General features: G+C 54.0%; 10 protein-coding genes and 1 riboswitch. Of the genes, 4 read left to right on the top strand and 6 right to left on the bottom strand.

Annotation, left to right across the window (positions count from 1 at the left end; genetic code table 11):
• Positions 1-10: 10 nt before the first annotated feature.
• The 5 genes from QW71_RS23725 to QW71_RS23705 all read right to left on the bottom strand — a co-directional run bounded on the left by QW71_RS23725 (position 11) and on the right by QW71_RS23705 (position 7,769).
• Complete coding sequence (locus QW71_RS23725; RefSeq protein ID WP_039304752.1) at positions 11-1,360, bottom strand: MFS transporter; 1,350 nt, start codon at positions 1,358-1,360, stop codon at positions 11-13.
• A 99-nt stretch (positions 1,361-1,459) separates the two neighbouring features.
• A complete protein-coding gene (locus tag QW71_RS23720; protein ID WP_039304749.1) occupies positions 1,460-2,596 on the bottom strand; it encodes a response regulator in 1,137 nt (378 codons plus the stop codon).
• A gap of 40 nt (positions 2,597-2,636) precedes the next feature.
• Entirely contained in the window at positions 2,637-5,708 is a 3,072-nt protein-coding gene (locus tag QW71_RS23715) for an ATP-binding protein (RefSeq protein WP_039304746.1), read from the bottom strand.
• A gap of 139 nt (positions 5,709-5,847) precedes the next feature.
• Positions 5,848-7,146, bottom strand: coding sequence for a nucleobase:cation symporter-2 family protein (locus tag QW71_RS23710; RefSeq protein WP_039304744.1), 1,299 nt, complete (start codon positions 7,144-7,146; stop codon positions 5,848-5,850).
• Positions 7,140-7,769, bottom strand: a complete 630-nt coding sequence (locus QW71_RS23705; RefSeq protein ID WP_039304740.1) for a xanthine phosphoribosyltransferase — start codon at positions 7,767-7,769, stop codon at positions 7,140-7,142. Before QW71_RS23705 ends, QW71_RS23710 begins: the two co-directional genes overlap by 7 nt.
• Before the next feature lie 166 nt (positions 7,770-7,935).
• A riboswitch (purine riboswitch) is annotated at positions 7,936-8,039 on the bottom strand.
• Positions 8,040-8,450: 411 nt separating this feature from the next.
• Between QW71_RS23705 and QW71_RS23700 the strand changes: the two genes are divergently transcribed.
• Both QW71_RS23700 and QW71_RS23695 read left to right on the top strand, forming a co-directional pair.
• On the top strand, positions 8,451-12,056 hold the full coding sequence (locus tag QW71_RS23700; RefSeq protein WP_039304738.1) for a response regulator: 3,606 nt from the start codon (positions 8,451-8,453) through the stop codon (positions 12,054-12,056).
• A gap of 8 nt (positions 12,057-12,064) precedes the next feature.
• On the top strand, positions 12,065-13,240 hold the full coding sequence (locus tag QW71_RS23695; protein ID WP_039304736.1) for an ATP-binding protein: 1,176 nt from the start codon (positions 12,065-12,067) through the stop codon (positions 13,238-13,240).
• A gap of 127 nt (positions 13,241-13,367) precedes the next feature.
• Here the strand turns inward: QW71_RS23695 and QW71_RS23690 are convergent, their stop codons facing one another.
• Positions 13,368-13,760: a helix-turn-helix domain-containing protein gene (locus QW71_RS23690; protein ID WP_039304734.1), complete on the bottom strand. Its 393-nt coding sequence runs from the start codon at positions 13,758-13,760 to the stop codon at positions 13,368-13,370.
• A 170-nt stretch (positions 13,761-13,930) separates the two neighbouring features.
• Here QW71_RS23690 and QW71_RS23685 point away from each other — a divergent pair, with 170 nt between their 5' ends.
• A complete protein-coding gene (locus tag QW71_RS23685; protein WP_039304732.1) occupies positions 13,931-15,136 on the top strand; it encodes an MFS transporter in 1,206 nt (401 codons plus the stop codon).
• Between the two features lie 444 nt (positions 15,137-15,580).
• Positions 15,581-16,423 carry an aldo/keto reductase gene (locus QW71_RS23680; RefSeq protein ID WP_039304729.1) on the top strand — a complete coding sequence of 281 codons (843 nt, stop codon included), beginning with the start codon at positions 15,581-15,583 and terminating at the stop codon, positions 16,421-16,423.
• Positions 16,424-16,575: the final 152 nt, after the last annotated feature.

Raw genomic sequence — 16,575 nt, 5'->3', positions numbered from 1 at the left:
CTGAACGATCTTATGCTTCTGATACGCTGCCGCTATTATTTCGTTTCAACTCGCGCAGCCTGGAATATCTGTACCACAGCACCAGGCTTAATGAACATAAACTCACCACAAACAGCAGAATGTAAACATGCTTGTAGGCAGCGGCAGGCTCCAGGTTCCGCTTAGCATGCAGCAGCAAGCCGAGGGCGGCGACAGAAACGGAGCCGCCGAAGAACTGGATCAGCTGCAGCAGCCCCATGCCGGAGCCGATCCAGCTGCGGGGAAGAATGCCCGACGCCTCATTGTTCAGGGAAGCCATGGTCGCCGAGAATGACGGCGAGAAGCACAGATAACCCGCGAGCAGAATGAACGGGGATACGGACAGATTCATGGCAAAAACGGCCAGGACAGCGGCGAGCACCCCGTGGCCGATAATCAGGAACCTGAGGTTGCCGTAGCGGTCTATCCAGTGGCCGACGTAGCGGGTCAGAATCGCGGACAGAATCGCTCCCGGTGCGATGAACAAGCCGATGCTCAGCGCCGATTCATGGAACAGGCCCGCCAGGGCAAGGGGCATGAGGAACAGATTGCCGAGGTTCAGCACCAGAATGCAGAACCCGACGGCAGTCAGCTTCAGATACCCGGGCATGCGCAGCAGCTGAGGGTTAATGAAGGAGTTCTCCGCTTTGGCCAGATGGCGGGCATGAATAAGCAGCGACACTACACTGGCCGCAAGCCACAGGTAAGACTGGCTGGTGACCGCCAGCAGCAGGCTGCCTGCGTTAAGAACCGTCAGGGCCGCCCCCGTCACGTCAAAAGCGGCAGGCTGGGGCTGTTCCTTCGGCAGCAGATGAAGCAGCACAGGCAGAACAATCAGCACGAGGCAGGTAATGCCGAACAGGCCGTTCCAGCCGAAATACTGGCTGATCAGACCGCCGATAATCGGGCCGAGCCCGAACGCCATCGCGCTGCCTGCAGAGATCATGGCGATAGCTGCGCCGCGTCTCTCAACTGGAACATAGCGGCTGGCCAGCACAAGTCCGAGTCCCGCCATGACTCCGGCTCCTGCAGACTGCAGGATACGGGTTATCAGCAGGATGCTGAAGCTGTGTGCGAATAATCCGCAGACGGAGGCCACACCCAGCGTAGTCAGGCCGATGGTCAGCAGTCTGCGGATCGGCACCAGGTCAGACAGCCTGCTGTAGATCACAGTTGACAGGGCATAACCGATGGAATAGCTCGATATGATCCACGAGCCCAGGTCAGCCGATATCTGCAGATCCTGGATAATCGTTGGCAGCGATACATTAAACATAGTGGTGTTCATAACAACGATAAACAGGCAAAAGGTCCACAGGGGCATTACAACTTTGTCGTTCATTACTCCATCCCTATCTATATTATCTGTTCAGGCTCAACTAAATTCTATGCCTAACAAATAATAATGGCAATGTCCTTAGGATGAATGCCCCCGGCTGATTTATAGCACCTTCTGGACCCAGCTGTCTATGACATGATCCGGCCGGATACCTAAATCCCGCTGCAGCAGTTCCTTATATTTATCGTAGTGTTTCCTAAACCCGATGAAATCTCCCAGGTCGGCGTAACTTCTCAGCACCAGCCGGCAGATTTGATCGGAATACGGGTCCAGTGCCTGCAGAACAATCAGCCTGTCCAGTGCCTGCCGGGGACGTACGGAGGATAATTCATATTCGGCCGAATGCAGCGACATGCGGATAAAGCGGATCTGCAATTCCTTGCGCCGCGTTTCTGCCCAGTCATAATGATGTTCTTCCAGATAGTCTCCGCGGTACAGACTCAGCACCGCTTCTCTGCGCGCCCATTCCTCTTCCGATTCCACAGAGGTACTGCAGTATCCCTGCTCGAATTCTTCCAGATCGAGCAGCACATTCTCCTTGGTCAGCCTGTACCGCTCCTGCGAGAACTCAACCTGCACATCCATACCCCAGGCCTTAAGCAGTTTACGGATATGGTACACCGTTGTATGCAGGTTGGTTACTGCCTTCTCCGGTTTGAAGTCCGGCCAGACATAATCCACAATGGTATCCTTAAGAATCCATTGGCCGCGGTTATGGAGCAGCAGGGCGAACACTTCCTGCGCTTTGCTGGTTCTCCACTGCATCTTGCGCCCAGGCTCCGTGCTGTCCATGAACTCCAGACGTTTGAAGCAGAGAATCGAGAGCTGCTTGACGGCAGCTGCAGGCTCCGGGAGCGTCTCCACACGCGCTTCATTCTGCTCTATGCGAATCTCCAGGCGTTCGAGCGTTTTGCTCAGGCGCTGGGAGGTTACCGGCTTCAGCAGATAGTCGGCGGCGTTCAGTTCAAAAGCCTCAATAGCATACTCACTGTATGCTGTGATATAGACAATTCGCGTGCTCCGGTCCAGGCCGGCAATATACTCGCCAGCTTCCAGCCCGTTCATCTCCGGCATACCTATATCCAGGAAGACGATATCCGCCTTCTCCCGCTCCAGATGCTCCAGTCCCCGTCTTGCCGACGTATACTTGCCGGTAATCTCCAGACGTCCGTCTTTCAGGAGCAGGCGCTCCAGATGCTGCAATGCAGGCTTTTCATCATCGATTAGTATCGCTTTCATTGAAAGGACTCACCTCATGTCATCGTTCTCGAGTTGTCGCTTACCTGGGAATTGTATAAGATATCGCCGTCCCCTGTCCGGGCACACTGTGAATACTCAGGCCTGTTCCGTACATTTTGAGCAGCCGGCGCTGAATATTCCGCAGTCCGATGCCGCCCTCTGTCCGCTCTTCTGACAGAACCTCCGCAATCCGCTGCGGAGACATCCCGACACCATCATCTTTGACGGCAACCACAAGCTGGCCGGGCAGCAGCTGAATCGACAGCCGCACTGTCCCTCCAGCCTCCTTCTGCATCAGCCCGTGGTTGACGGCATTCTCTACAATCGGCTGAATGCTGAGCGGTGGAACCAGTCCCATAATATCGTCCGGGACATCGAACTCGATATTCAGCCGCTCGTCAAACCGCGCCTGCTCGAGGGCAAGATAAGACTGAACCAGCCCCAGCTCCTTTTCAATAGGAACGGTCTGTCCCCGGTTCTGGAAGTCAAAGCTGCTCCGCAGGTACTGGCTGAGATCCAGCAGCAGATCAGTGGCCTTATCCGGGTCTACCGGACATACGGAGATAATCGCGTTGAGCGCATTATACAAGAAATGCGGTTTGATCTGGGCCTGCAGGAAGGCAATCTCCGCTTGAACGGATATACGGACAGACTTGCGCATATCGAGCAACGTCTGCACACGCGCCTTGAACTCGCGCAGCTCCACCGGCTTGCTCAGATAATCATTGGCTCCAGCCTCGAACGCAGCCTGGATATCCTCGGGGCGGCTGCTCGCCATCAGCACCAGAATCGGCAGCTCCGACAGAACAAACCGTTCACGGATCGTTTTGCATAATAACAATCCGGGTATTTCCGGCATCACCCAGTCTGCAATGACAAGATCGAGTTCAGGGTACTGCTGTATTTTACTTATAGCTTCTGCCCCGCTGCTGGCCGTAATCACCGAATGGTTCTCCAGCTGCAGCACATTAACCAGCACCTGAAGATTGACAGGATCATCATCCACAACCAGAATGAAGCAGCATTCCGCAGGAGGCGGAAGGACTGGTTCTTCTCCCGGCAGCTGGACTGCCGCTGCCGACTCCCAGCCGGTAATTTCCAGATACTCCTGCTCCAGCAGAGCTTTGCTTCTCCGCAGGATGGGTTGCGTGAAGCGGAAGACAGAGCCTTGCCCCAGCTCCGAATGCACCTCTATCTCTCCTCCGGCCAGCTCAACCAGCCTCTGGGTAATGCTGAGACCGAGGCCGTTTTCCCGGTAGACCTTCTGGGCTGCGGGTCCGCTTGGATCATAGGCATCAAAGATGGAATGCAAACGCTCAGGAGCAATCCCCTGCCCCGTATCCGTGATAAGGATAGCAACATACTCTTCTTTAACCTCTGCAGACAGCGTTATCACGCCCTGAGGCGTATAATTGACGGCATTTGCCAATAAATTATGCAGAATTTGAGCAAGGCGCTGTTCATCCGTCTCCAGCAGGGGAAGCTCCCCGGGCAGGTCCAGGCGGAATTCAAGATTGGCCTTTCCGTATACCTGGCGCGTCACCTCCATAATGGAGACAGCCGCGGTGCGGAGATCCACCGCCTGCCGGCGCAGAAAGAGCGAGCCGTGATTCAGCTTCGCGAAGTCAGACATATCATTGATTAAGGCAGACAGCCGCTTGCCCGTCGAGACAATCATGAGCAACTGCTCACTCTGGGCACTGCTCACGGAACCTGCCGCACCCTGCGCCAGTGTCTGGGCCATGTTGACCATTCCCTGCAGCGGCTTGCGGAGCTCATGGGAAGTATCGGAGATGAAATCGTCCTTCAAGCCATCGAGTGTCTGCAGCCTGCGTGACAGCTGCCCCACCTCAAGGAAAGAGGACGCATATTGCCGGGTCATAATAATCGCCTGAACGAACCCGAACAGGACAATTTCATAAGAGATTATAAAATAGCTGAATGACAGGTTCATAAAACTGACCAGATAGCAGATAATAACGACGCTGAGACTCTCAATGCTGACCATCATCAGGAACATATTTTTCGGGTTCCGTCTTGTCCCCTGAACCATAGAGTAGAGCACAAAGCCGATACTTACCGAACCCCAGGTCAGCAGCAGGCCCTCCAGATAGCTGAACAGATAGGCCGGCATGAATATAGAGATCAGCAGCAGCACGCTCGTAATCATTTTAGAGGCCTTAATGACCGCAATAGACATCGGGTAATTCACCGAATTGGCGACATAGCGCAGCAGATAATAGTAGACCAGCGTGGAAGAAGCCAGCTGCAGCTTGAGCACAATTTCATACGGAAGCCCGGGAAGCCCTGCCGAGATCAGCTTCTCGCCGTGGGTCAGAATGTAGACAAAGGCCGCCATGCAGAATAGACCCAGATACAGGGTGACCCCCCGGCTCTCTCTTACTTTGGAGAACATCAGCAGGAATAAAGAAAGAATAATAAATCCGAACAGTGCCCCACCGTCTACAAACAGCGCAAATTCGCGGTGCTTCAGAATAGAGGCCTGATCACCGATGACAATCGGCAGAACGATACCGCCGGAGGAGTAGCTGTAATTCGCCACCTGTACAATAATCTCCATGGTATCTCCGGTCACCGAAGCAAACCCCGTAAAGGGTATATTATTCTGCCTCCCCTCAGAAGCGATGGGAGCAGGGCTGCCGCTGCTGCCAATCTCCTGCCCGTTCACGAAGACCCGGCTTGCCGTACGGATATTGCTGGTGCGCAGACCGTACACTACGGCTTCCCCATAGGCAATCCTGGCCTGCAGACGGTAAGTGCCGTACCCTTTGGCTGCGGGTTCACCGGTGACGGATATGTAAGGATTCCATTTCCCGGGAACCTGAACCATTCCGGATACGGCAGGCACGTCCGGGTCCTTCCGCTCCGTGGAGAACACCTCAGGCATCAGCAGCGCACCGCGGTACAGCTCCCATTCCCCGTTCAGCTTCACAACCCCGTCTTTGCGGAAGTCCCAGCTGCGCAGATCGATCATACCTTGCCGGGCTTGCGGCATTTCGCGGTTTATATGGAGAGTCTGGAGGATAGAGAGCAATGGAAGGATCAACACCAGCACCAGACTGCCTAGAATACTCAGCCAATATTTCTTCATGCTCCTTGCCATTCCCTTCTAGCTGTCATTGTATAAATTATACATTAAATTCTGTTTATTTAAGTGCAATAAAAAAGCCGATTCCCATTTATTTCGGAATCGGCTGCTTATCTTATTAGATTAAAATTTTAGGAATATTTTACTTTACTTCCGGAGCTGCGACTGCGGAAGCTGTGCTCTCCTGGGTTTTGGACAGAAAGATATTAAGAATAATTGCTGTCAGAGACCCGGATACGATTCCGTTCTGCAGCAGCATTCTGGCGAATTCCGGCAGCTGATCGAACATGGACGGCAGCACAGCAGAGCCGAGACCGACAGCAATACTGCAGGCGGCAATCAGCAGATTGCCGTCCTTACGCAGGTCAACATCCGACAGAATCGACATACCGGATGCGGCAACCGATCCGAACATGACAATCATCGCCCCGCCAAGCACCGCATTCGGCACGACGGTAGTCAGCGCTGCCAGCTTCGGCAGCAGCCCGAGCACGATCATAATTCCGCCGGCGGCAAAGATAACATTGCGCGTCTTCACCCGGGTCAGCGACAGCAAGCCGACATTCTGGGAGAACGCTGTATAAGGGAAAGCATTAAACAATCCGCCGAGCATGATGGCAAGCCCTTCAGAACGCAGGCCGTTCACGATCTGCTTCTGTTCCACCTGCTGGTCTGTAGCCTTGCCCACGGCAAAGTACACACCCGTCGATTCCACCATGGACACAATATTAACGATAATCATCGTGAAGATCGCTGTAATGCTGAACTGCGGCCAGCCGAAGTAGAATGGCTGGGCCACACTCACCCAAGAGGCCGTAGTCACTGTAGAGAAATGTACGATGCCCATGGCATAGCCGATTACGGTTCCGACAACCAGGCCTACCAATACAGATACGGAACGCAGGAAGCCTGTAGTCAGGCGGTTCACCGCCAGAATTACGAGCAGTGTAATCAGGGCCAGCAGCAGATTGCGGGGCTGGCCGAAATCAGCGCTGCCCTGTCCGCCGGCCACATTATTCATCGCTACCGGGATCAGCGAGAGCCCGATGATAGTTACTACGGAGCCGGTTACTACTGTAGGGAAGAATTTCAGCAGCTTCCCGTATATCGGGGCTGCAAGTACAACGAACAGACCGGAGATAATAATAGCCCCGTACGCTGTCGGGAGATTGGAGCCTGAAGCGATAGCGATAATCGGGCTGACTGCGGTAAAGGTACAGCCGAGTACAACGGGAAGTCCGCTTCCGAAATACTTGCTGCCCATAATCTGCAGCAGCGTTGCCAGTCCGCAGGTGAACAGATCCGCTGCGATCAGATACGCCATCTGCGTTCCGTTCAAATTCAGTGCCCCGCCGACCACCAGCGGCACAATCACAGCTCCGGCATACATGGCCAGCACATGCTGAAGCCCGAGGGCGAATATCTTCTGTTTGCTTAGCATCCTGCACTCTCCTTAATTAATTCTTCCGCACGGGCACTACCGGTGCGGGGATTATCTATAAAGTGAACTTCCCCCGGAGACATCGAAGCAATCCGCGCCAGGGCGTGTACCGGGATTCCGCGCTGCTCCAGCAGGCTGCGTCCCTCCTGGAAGCTCTTCTCAATGACACAGCCGACTCCCATCAGCTGCGCCCCGGACTCCTCCACGATATCGCATAGTCCTACAAGCGCTGCACCGGTAGCCAGAAAGTCATCGACAATCAGCACGTTGTCGCCAGGTCCGAGATACTTCTGCGAGATGCTGATCAGGTAGTCTTCCTGACGGGTGAAGGAATGCACCGGTGCGGAATAGACCGCCTCGGAGAGGGTAACAGCCTTCTTTTTCTTGGCATAAATAAACGGCACACCCAGCGCAATGCCTGCAGCCATGGCGAACTGGATGCCGCTGGCCTCTACAGTCAGCACCTTGGTGATGGGCTGGTCTCCGAAGATAGCTTTGAATTCCTGCCCGATTTGCAGCGCAAGCTCCGTGTCCACCTGATGGTTCAGAAACGAGTCTACCTTCAGCACAGTCTCCGATAGAATTAAGCCTTCTTGTCTAATGCGTTCCTCCAGTACTTTCATTACAGCGATTCTTCCTCCTTTAAAATAAAAAAGACAGATCCCCTTGAGTGTTTCTCTCAAGTGAATCTGTCCTTCTGGGTTTTTGTCCCTTAGTGGTGTAACACATAAGCGTGTCCGCATCGCTTGGACCAGTCCTTCCCCTGCCGCAGCACAAGAAACGGAACCCTAGATGCGCTATTTCACTCATAGTCGGATAATTACAGTGGTCATCCGGTAGAAACTTATGGGCCATATTCCCAAGATTATATGAGGTATTATGATAAGCCTATTTTTAAAAACCTTCGTATATCTTACACGCTCTGTATGATCCTTACAAGCAAAATTTTAAGTATGTTTGCTGTGGATTTCAAAGTGTTTCATGAAATACACCCGTATTTCATCAAACCTCCCTGCTCGCTAGGCAGCCGTTTGTTTATGGGGTGGCAGCGCCCGTATTCCTCACCCTTCCTTCCTCCGCGTATTCGCGCATTAATGATAAGGAAAACCAACAGCAGGCGGTCATGCTTCGAACCGGGCCGCCTGCCGGGAAATTCAATCCTGCTTAAACTGGAAAACAACACCGGAAGCCTTGTAAAGATCAGGTTTTTCGGTGTTTTCTCTGTGTCCTCTATATCGCCGGGCCTCTATTAAAAGTATACTTATATATATTTAGTAGTACTAACTGAACAAAGGCGGCGAACTATGAGGATTAAACAACAGGTTTGGTTAGCAACATCGGTTACTATACTGCTGCTGGGCAGTATGATTATTATATCTTCACTCTATTTGGAAGGTTTTCCGCGTATCTTCATTAATGGATTAGGCGGGGGCGGGATTCTGATTGGAATAGGCCTCATCTTCAGCATTCAGCGGAATATAGACCACGGGCTGGACCGGATCACGAGTATCTCCCGGGATATCGCCGACGGGACGCTTAACCCTGCAGCCGCGGCTACTGTGCGCAAGGATGAATTCGGACTGCTCGCGGCCTCTTACTACAAGCTGGCAGCCGATCTTCACCACAGGACCGCTGAAGAACGCGAACTGCGGATGAAAGCAGAGGAGCAGGCCTGGATTAATACGCAAGTGTCAGAGATGGCTATGCAGCTTCAAGGATCGGTGCATCTTCAGACGGCAGCGCGTGTATTTATCGGCAGGCTGGCTGCCGCTGTCAGCGGAAGCTATGGAGCCGTATATTTGAAGCAGGGAGGTCAGCTGAACTTCGCAGCCGGCTATGCCTTTGACGAATCGGCAGGCCGCCGCGAACCCATTCAGCTGGGCAGCGGGCTGGTCGGACAATGCGCGGTGGATCAGCAGACCATCGTGCTGGAGGATCTTCCGGAGCATTATATCAAAGTCCATTCCGCACTGGGTGAAGCTTCCCCTTCTTCGCTTATCGTAGTCCCGATCATGCATGAGCGGGAAGTGGTCGCCGTAATGGAGCTGGCAGCTTTGCACCCGTTTGGCTCCAAGGAGCACGAGCTGATCGAACGGACCGGACAGAACATGGGGGTGCTGATCAATACTTTGGCCGGCGTGGCCAGAATTGAAGAGCTGCTGAGCGAAACCCGGCTGCAGAAGGATGAGCTCGAAGCGCAGACCGAGGAACTGACGGCACAAACCCAAGAGCTGGAGGCACAGACCGAAGAGCTTATGGCCCAAACCGAGGAACTGCGCATGCAGACTGAGCAGCTGCAAGACCAGGGGGAAGAGCTGAAGATGCAGGCTGAGAGCCTGCTGTCCTCCAATGAAGAGCTTCAGGCGCAAATGGAGCTGACAGAGGAACAAAAAGCCGAGATTGAAGCCCAGGCCGATGAGCTGAGGCAGCAGACGGAAGAACTGTACGCCTCCAATCTGGAGCTCCAGCAGCAAATGGAGATTACCAGCCGGCAAACGACAGAGATCAAGGCACAAGCCGATGAGATATCTGCCGCGAACCGCGATATGCAGAAGCAGCTCCAGCTTACAGAACGCCAAAAATCCGAGATCGCCGATCAGGCCGAAGAGCTCCAGGCCCAAACGAACGAACTGCTGGAGCAGAAGGAAGAACTCCAGGCACAGACTGAGGAGCTTCAAGCTCAAACGGAAGAACTCCAGGCACAGACGGACGAGCTCCAGGCTCAGGCCGACGAGCTTCTGACCCAGAAAGAAGAGCTAGCGGCCTCCAATGATCAGCTGCTGCTCCAAGTCCGGCTTACCGAGCAGCAGAAGGAAGAAATTCAGGCGCAGGCCCAGGAAATCTTCATGGCTGCCCAGTATAAATCGGAATTCCTCGCCAACGTATCGCATGAACTGCGCACACCGCTGAACAGCCTGCTGATTCTCTCGCAGATTCTCGCCGAGAACAAGGAAGGAAATCTTGAGAAGAAACAGCTGGAATATGTGCATACCATCTTCTCAGCAGGCAAGGATCTGCTGCAGCTGATCGACGAGATTCTCGATCTGGCCAAGCTGGAGGTCGGCAAAATGACTCCAGTTCTTGAACCGGTCTCTTTACAAGACCTCAGCAACCACGTCTTCCGCCATTTTGAACAGCAGGCCAAGAAAAAGAATCTCCGGTTCGATGTCCATTCAGACAGCAGGCTGCCTGACCATCTGATGACCGACGGCCACAGACTGCAGCAGATCATGAATAATCTGTTGTCCAATGCTATTAAGTTCACCCCGGAGCAAGGCTCCGTTTCCCTGTCCATCCGCACCAGCGGCGAAGAAGTAGTCTTCTCTGTCAGCGATACCGGCATCGGCATTGCCGCCTCCAAGCTGGGGAGCATCTTCGAAGCGTTCCAGCAGGCGGACGGCACCACCAGCCGCAAATACGGCGGCACCGGTCTTGGGCTCACGATCTGCCGCGAGCTGGCTACCCTGCTGGGCGGAAGAATTGAAGTGGATTCCGTTGAAGGCAAAGGCAGCACCTTCTCGCTGATCATTCCTGCAGTTGAGCCGGGAGAGGACGCACAGGCGCTGGCTGCCGCTACCTTTGCAGCCGCAGCCACTGCGGATATGCCGGGTTCCGAGACCGGCAGCCGGGAGAATCCGGCTTTCCGGGAATCGTTCGTTCCCGATATTTCCATCACCAATCCGAAGCTGCTGCAATATGCCGAGATGGAGGATGACCGCGGCAATCTGCTCCCCGGTGACACCCTCCTGCTGATCATAGAGGAGGATGCGGAATTCGCCACTATGCTGCTTGAACTGGCGCGCAGCCGGGGCTTCAAGGCGATCGTCGCCTTCCAGGGCGATCAGGGTCTGGCGCTTGCACATGCCTACAAGCCCGACGCCATCCTGCTGGATCTGCATCTTCCCGTTCTGGACGGCTGGTCAATTATCAGCCGGCTGAAGAGCCGGCCGGAGCTGCGCCATATTCCGGTACATGTCATCTCGACAGCCGAGGAGAATCAGCAGAGCCTGGCGATGGGCGCCTTGTCCTTCTGGAAGAAGCCAAATGATTATGCCGAGCTGGAGGCAGCCTTCCTGCAGATTGAGACGTATATCCGCCGTCCGGTGAAGAGCCTGCTGATTGTCGAAGACAACAAGATTCTGCGCAGCAGCCTTGTCGAATTCATCGCCCATCCCGATGTGAACATTGTTGCAGTCGGCACCGGGAGGGAAGCGATGGAGCATCTGGCCAGTCACCATTTTGACTGCATGGTGCTGGACTTAGGCCTGTCGGATATTTCCGGCTTCGATCTGCTGGAGCAGGTCAAAACCAACCGCAAGCTGCAGACCCTGCCGGTCATTATCTATACAGGCAAGGATCTCAGCAAGACCGATGAGCAGCGCCTCAAGCACTACGCCGAGAGCATTGTCATCAAGAATGTACGGTCTATGGAACGGCTCTACGATGACACGGCCTTATACCTGCACCGCAAGCATGCCGATCTGCCGCCAGACAAACAGCGGCTGATCGAGAATCTGCACAATCCGGAGTCGGCCTTTGCCGGAAAAAGCATTCTGCTTGTGGATGATGATATGCGTAATATTTTTGCGTTATCCAGTGTGCTCGAAGGTTATAATATGGAGATCAGCTTTGCCCAGAACGGTAAAGAAGCCCTGGAGCATCTGGAGACACACCCGGGCGTTGAGCTCGTATTCATGGATATTATGATGCCGGAGATGGATGGTTATGAGACCATGAAGCATATCCGGCTCAGACCGGAGTATGACCAGCTGGTGATTATCGCGCTGACCGCCCGCGCCCTGGAGGAAGACCGGGTCAAATGCCTGCAGGCCGGAGCAAACGATTATATATCCAAGCCGATTAATACGACACAGCTGGTGAGTGTGCTGAAATTATGGTTGATTCAGTAGGAGGAATTATGGAGTACCCTATTAATATTTTACTTGTCGATGACCGGCCGGACGAGCTTATGTCCATGCAGGCTTTGATGGCCGACACCCCTTATCAGCTGATTGGTGCAACCTCCGGCATGGAGGCCCTGAAATGTCTGCTGGAGCAGGAGTTCGCCCTGATTATTATGGATGTGCTCATGCCGGACATGGATGGATTCGAAACGGCGAAGCGGATCAAAGCGCGTCAAAAGTCACGTGACATCCCGATTATATTCCTCACCGCGCTGACTTCAGAGCTGGAGAACTATATGATGGCCTATTCAGCCGGAGCTATAGATTTCCTGACCAAGCCGTTCCATCCGATCGTGCTCAAGAGCAAAATTGACGGCTTCGTCCGCCTCTATCAGACCCGCAAAGAGCTGCAGCTTAAATCCCAGGAGCTGGAGGCGGCGAATAGCGTTCTGACCGAGCTGAAGGACACTGCCGAAGTCGCTCTAAGGATCAAAAGCGGCTTCCTCGCCATGATGAGCCATGAAATCCGCACACCGCTGAACGGAATTATTGCCATGTCGGATGTACTGCGGACCTCTGAGCTGGCGGCGGATGACCTGGAAATGGCCGAAATCATTCATACAAGCGGCCACGCGCTGGTGTCTGTCATTAATCATATCCTGGACTTCACCAAGATCGAATCCGGCAAAATGGAGCTGGACTATGAGCTGTTCAACCTCCACTCCTGCATCAAGGAAACCGTTGATCTCTTCCGGGCACTCGCCAAGGAACGCAATCTGGTCCTGGAGACCTTCATTGATCCAGCCATTCCCGCGCTGCTCGTGGGCGATCCCAACCGTCTGCGCCAGGTACTGAACAACCTGATCGGCAATGCAATCAAGTTCACCTACTCGGGCGGCGTTAAGGTAGGGGTTCATCTCCGGCAAGCGATGGATAGGGTAATGGAGCTTGAGTTCATTATTGAAGATACCGGCATCGGCATTCCTGCGGACAAAATGAAATACCTGTTCCAGCCGTTCACCCAGATCGGCGCTACGATTAACCGTAAGTTCGGGGGTACCGGACTCGGGCTGTCCATCTGCAAAATGCTGGTCGACCTGATGGGCGGAACAATCTACGCTAAGCCGGATGTTGAGCAAGGGGCCGTCTTTATCTTCACGATTCAGGTCAGTGAAGGACAACCGGATTAGCGTCTCGTCCCGCTGTTTATTTCTGCAGCTGGACGAACACCAGGCACATCAAAGAACCGCAAGCCTTCGGGGCTTGAAGCCTTCGGGGCTTGCGGTTCTTTGTATACGCTCATAGGTCTGCTGCGCCTTATTCCACCCTGCCAGGCAGCAGCTCCACCTTCTTGTTATTCAGCACATTGTCCTCAAGCACGGCGAATTTATCGCCATACTCCTTAATAATATGCTGCTCTCCCCACGCGCACAGCGAGTCCAGAATGGACCCGAGCGTCTGTCCGTATTCGCTCAGCTCATATTCCACTTTGGGCGGAACCTGATTATAGCTGATCCGGTTGACGATGCCGTCCTGCTCCAGCTCCCGGAGCTGCTGGGTCAGCATTTTCTGCGTAATATTCGGCATATGCCGCTTCAGATCGCTCGTCCGCAGCTTGCCATGCGTCAGATGGCAGAGTATAACGCATTTCCACTTCCCCCCGATGACCTCAAGCGTAGCCTCGACCGAAATATTATATTTTTTAGCCATTATAGTTCCTCCTGTATGCTCACTGTACATCCCTTTATGTGTCGCCAGCGGGTAGTTTATGGGTACTTTTTGGTACCTATAGTACTTAAAAGTACGTACTATCCATTTGCGTATCTGTACTCCATAATAGCACTTACCGGCCGGTGATTACCATAGTAGGAGTGAAGAACATGTCTCTGGACAAAAAAAGAAGTACCCTCGCGCTGCTGGCTCTGGCGATCAGCGCCTTTGCGATAGGAACAACCGAGTTTATCAGTGTCGGGCTGCTGCCGCTCATTGCTGATGACCTGAATATATCCGTGACCACCGCCGGATTAACCGTAACTCTGTATGCGCTCGGCGTAACCTTCGGTGCGCCTGTGCTAACCTCGCTGACCACAAGAGTCTCCCGCAAAACACTGCTGCTCCTGCTGATGCTCGTATTCATCGCCGGTAACAGTCTTGCGGCCGCTGCTGGCGGAATCGGCACTCTGCTGGCCGCCCGGGTAATATCCGCCCTCTCGCATGGCCTGTTCATGTCGATCGCCTCCACCATCGCCGCCGACCTGGTGCCCGAGAACCGCAGGGCCAGCGCCATCTCCATTATGTTCACCGGCCTTACCGTTGCCACGGTCACCGGCGTGCCGCTCGGCACCTTCCTCGGACAGCAGCTGGGCTGGCGGGCTGCCTTCACCGCCATTGTGGTGATCGGCATCCTCGCGCTGATCGCCAATCTGATTCTGGTGCCCGCCGGACTCCGCAAGGGGACCCGCACGCCGCTGCGCGAGCAGGTCAAGCTGGTGACGACCGGCCGGCTGCTGCTGGCTTTTGCCATTACAGCCCTGGGCTACGGCGGAACGTTCGTCGTCTTCACCTATCTCTCCCCGCTGCTGCATGAGATCAGCGGCTTCCAGGAGAAGACGGTCGCTGTAATCCTGCTCGTCTATGGCATCGCCATTGCCATCGGCAATGTGATCGGCGGCAGAGCAGCGAACCGCAAGCCGATGAACGCCTTATTCTATATGTTCGCCCTGCAGGCCGCCGTGCTGCTGATCTTCACCTTCACGGCTCCATTCAAGACCGCCGCCCTGATCACCATCTTCTTCATGGGGCTGCTCGCCTTCATGAACGTCCCCGGGCTGCAGGTCTATGTAGTAATGCTGGCTGACCGGTTCGCGCCCGGTGCCAGAGATGTCGCCTCTGCCGTCAACATTGCCGCCTTCAATGCAGGCATCGCCATCGGCGCCTATCTCGGCGGACTGGTCACCGATCATATGGGACTGATCCACACCGCCTGGGTGGGCGCAGTCATGGTGTTCGGGGCCGTTCTGCTCACGGCCTGGAGCCGGGCGCTGGAGAACAGAGACGAGCGTATGCAGCGGACGGAAGCTGCTTAAGCTAAGTGCTGTGTGCGCCGCAAAAGGCAGTGTGCGCAGTCAAGCGGTATGTATGGTCTGATTATAGGCTATAGCTGCCGCAATCTTTTCTCGTATTAACTCGCGGGGTGGGGCGGGGAGAGCACCTTGCTTCTTAAAAATCCTGCCCATAATACAACATTCCCCTCTTTATTCCGGGCAAATTTTAAGATTGTTGTATGAAATGCAGCATTTCTCGTCTTCTAAGTGGCTTATCGAAGAAATTATTGTATTTAATACAACAATCCTTTAGAAAATCCAGTATCAAGGAATCAAAGCTGCACTACGTACAACATTTTGCCCGTACAGTGTGAAATTAAAGTCTTCATTCTGTCATCAGCGAATCAGATCTGCGGATTGAATGTTCCGCTTGTCTAATTATTATCTTAACTTTAACTACACTATTCCTTCAGGAGGTCATTCAATATGGCACAGCATTTACAAGATACAACTATACTTCAGGGCGGTGTGAGTATGCCGTGGGTTGGACTCGGAGTTTTTCAGGTAGAGGACGGTGACGGGCTGGTGAAGGCGGTGAAGTCCGCAATTGCCCACGGCTACCGCAGTATTGATACAGCCGCAGTCTATGCCAACGAGCGCGGGGTCGGGCAAGCGGTCAAGGAAGCTATGGCCGGGAACAAGCTGGCCCGCGAAGAGCTGTTCATAACCTCCAAGGTCTGGAATGCAGACCTTGGTTATGAAGAGACCCTTGCCGCTTACGAGGCCAGTCTTGAGAAGCTGGGTCTAGAATATTTGGATCTGTATCTCATTCACTGGCCGGTGAAGGGCAAATACAAGGAGTCCTGGAGAGCGCTCGAAGCCCTCTATACAGCAGGCCGCGTCAAAGCCATCGGCGTCAGCAATTTCCAGATTCATCATCTGGAGGATATCCTGCAGGATGCGGAGATCAAGCCGATGGTCAATCAGGTTGAGCTGCATCCTTATCTGTCCCAGCAGCCGCTGCGGAGCTTCGCTAAGACGCATGGCATCCAGATCGAAGCATGGGCTCCGTTGATGCAGGGCCAGCTGCTGGATCAGCCGGTGCTAACGGAAATCGCCGCCAGCCATGGCAAGTCCGTTGCCCAGATCATCCTGCGCTGGGATCTGCAGCATGGGATCGTCACCATTCCGAAATCAACCAGAGAGCAGCGGATCATCGAGAACGCCTCCCTGTTCGATTTCGAGCTGAGCAGCGCCGACATGGAGCGCATTGACAGCCTCAATCGGGATCAGCGGACCGGCCCCGATCCGGACAATTTCGATTTCTAAGCCGTTGCCGTTCCGCCTGGTGTCCAGCACGCATTATAACTGCCAATAGAAGAAGCTCCCGCCTTCGCACTCTGAAGGTGTGAGCTTCTTTTGCTCTTTGTACTTTACTCTTTACTCTTTACTCTTTACTCTTTACTCTTTACTCTTTACTC

This window comes from Paenibacillus sp. IHB B 3415, assembly GCF_000802655.2.
Classification (GTDB): domain Bacteria; phylum Bacillota; class Bacilli; order Paenibacillales; family Paenibacillaceae; genus Paenibacillus_AQ; species Paenibacillus_AQ phytohabitans.
Note: the sequence above shows the minus strand (reverse complement) of the source record. Positions and strands in the feature narration are given on the sequence as shown.